This is a genomic window from Kitasatospora sp. NPDC059577, assembly GCF_042735475.1.
In the GTDB taxonomy this organism is placed as follows: domain Bacteria; phylum Actinomycetota; class Actinomycetes; order Streptomycetales; family Streptomycetaceae; genus Kitasatospora.
Map to the genome: position 1 here is coordinate 1 of NZ_JBHWBZ010000146.1, position 1,807 is coordinate 1,807.

Here is a 1,807-nt window from a genome sequence, read left to right on the forward strand (position 1 = left end):
TGAGCTTGAGGATCGTCGTCTGTGTGAAGTACGTGCCGGACGCGACGGGTGACCGTCGTTTCGCGGACGACCACACCACCGACCGGGAGGGTGTGGACGGTCTCCTGTCGGAGCTGGACGAGTACGGCGTGGAGCAGGCGCTGCGGATCGCGGAGGCGAACGAGGGCGCCGAGGTGACGGTGCTGACGGTCGGGCCGGACGACGCGAAGGACGCGCTGCGCAAGGCGCTGTCGATGGGTGCGGACAAGGCCGTGCACGTGAACGACGACGACATCCACGGGTCCGATGTGATCGGGACGTCGGCGGTGCTGGCGAAGGCGCTGGAGAAGACCGGGTTCGACCTGGTGATCGGTGGCATGGCGTCGACGGACGGCACGATGGGTGTGCTGCCGGCGCTGCTGGCGGAGCGTCTGGGTGTGCCGCAGGTGACGCTGCTGTCGGAGGTGTCGGTCGAGGGCGGTGTGGTCCGGGGCCGTCGTGACGGTGACGCGGCGACCGAGCTGGTCGAGGCGGAGCTGCCGGCCGTGGTGTCGGTGACGGACCAGTCGGGTGAGGCCCGGTACCCGTCGTTCAAGGGGATCATGGCGGCGAAGAAGAAGCCGGTGCAGTCGCTGGACCTGGACGACCTGGGCATCGAGGCGGACGAGGTCGGGCTGGCGGGTTCGTGGACGGCGGTGGAGTCGGTGGCGGCGCGTCCGGCGCGCACCGCGGGCACGGTCGTCAAGGACGAGGGTGAGGGCGGCAAGTCCCTCGCGGCCTTCCTCGCCGACCAGAAGTTCATCTGAGCCTCCTCCGGCCCAGTCCGACCCCTCGAACCCGCGAACACGGAGACATTGAGCAATGGCTGAGATTCTCGTCCTGGTGGACCACGCCGACGGTGCGGTCCGCAAGCCGGCCCTGGAGCTGCTGACCCTGGCCCGCCGCGTCGGCGAGCCGTCCGCCGTCGTCCTGGGCGCCGGCGCCGCCGCGGCCGGCATCGCCGCGAAGGCCGCCGAGTACGGCGCCGCCAAGGTGTACGTCGCCGAAGGCACCGAGTTCGCCGACCACCTGGTCGTCCCCAAGGTCGACGCCCTGACCCAGATCGCCAAGACCAACGACGCCGCCGCCGTCCTGGTCACCTCCTCCGGCGAAGGCAAGGAAATCGCCGCCCGCGTCGCGCTGCGCCTGGGTTCCGGTGTCATCACCGACGCCGTCGACCTGGAGGCCGGTGACGGCGGTCCGGTCGCGACCCAGTCGGTGTTCGCCGCGTCCTTCCAGGTGAAGTCCAGGGTCACCAAGGGTGCGCCGGTCATCACGGTCAAGCCGAACGCCGTCGCCCCGGAGGCCGCGCCGGCCGCCGGTGCGGTGGAGGAGGTGTCGGTGGAGTTCACCGGCAGGGCCGCCAGGGTCACCTCGCGCACGCCGCGGGTGTCCACCGGCCGCCCGGAGCTGACCGAGGCCGCGATCGTGGTCTCCGGTGGCCGTGGTGTCGGTGCCGCCGAGGGCTTCGGCGTGGTCGAGGAGCTCGCGGACGCGCTCGGCGCGGCCGTCGGCGCCTCCCGTGCCGCGGTCGACGCCGGCTGGTACCCGCACAGCAGCCAGGTCGGCCAGACCGGCAAGCAGGTCTCCCCGCAGCTGTACATCGCGGCGGGCATCTCCGGTGCGATCCAGCACCGGGCCGGCATGCAGACCTCGAAGACCATCGTGGCCGTCAACAAGGACCCCGAGGCCCCGATCTTCGAGCTGGTCGACTACGGCGTGGTCGGTGACCTCTTCGAGGTCCTGCCGCAGCTCACCGCCGAGGTGAAGGCCCGCAAGGCCTGATCCC

2 protein-coding genes are annotated in these 1,807 nt (G+C 71.4%); both read left to right on the forward strand.

The window, feature by feature from the left end; all coding sequences use genetic code 11:
• Positions 1–785: electron transfer flavoprotein subunit beta/FixA family protein (locus ACFV0O_RS41460; protein ID WP_360269161.1), on the forward strand; the 785-nt coding region annotated here is incomplete at its 5' end.
• Between the two features lie 55 nt (positions 786–840).
• Positions 841–1,803: an electron transfer flavoprotein subunit alpha/FixB family protein gene (locus ACFV0O_RS41465; RefSeq protein WP_380350267.1), complete on the forward strand. Its 963-nt coding sequence runs from the start codon at positions 841–843 to the stop codon at positions 1,801–1,803.
• The last annotated feature ends 4 nt before the right edge of the window (positions 1,804–1,807 follow it).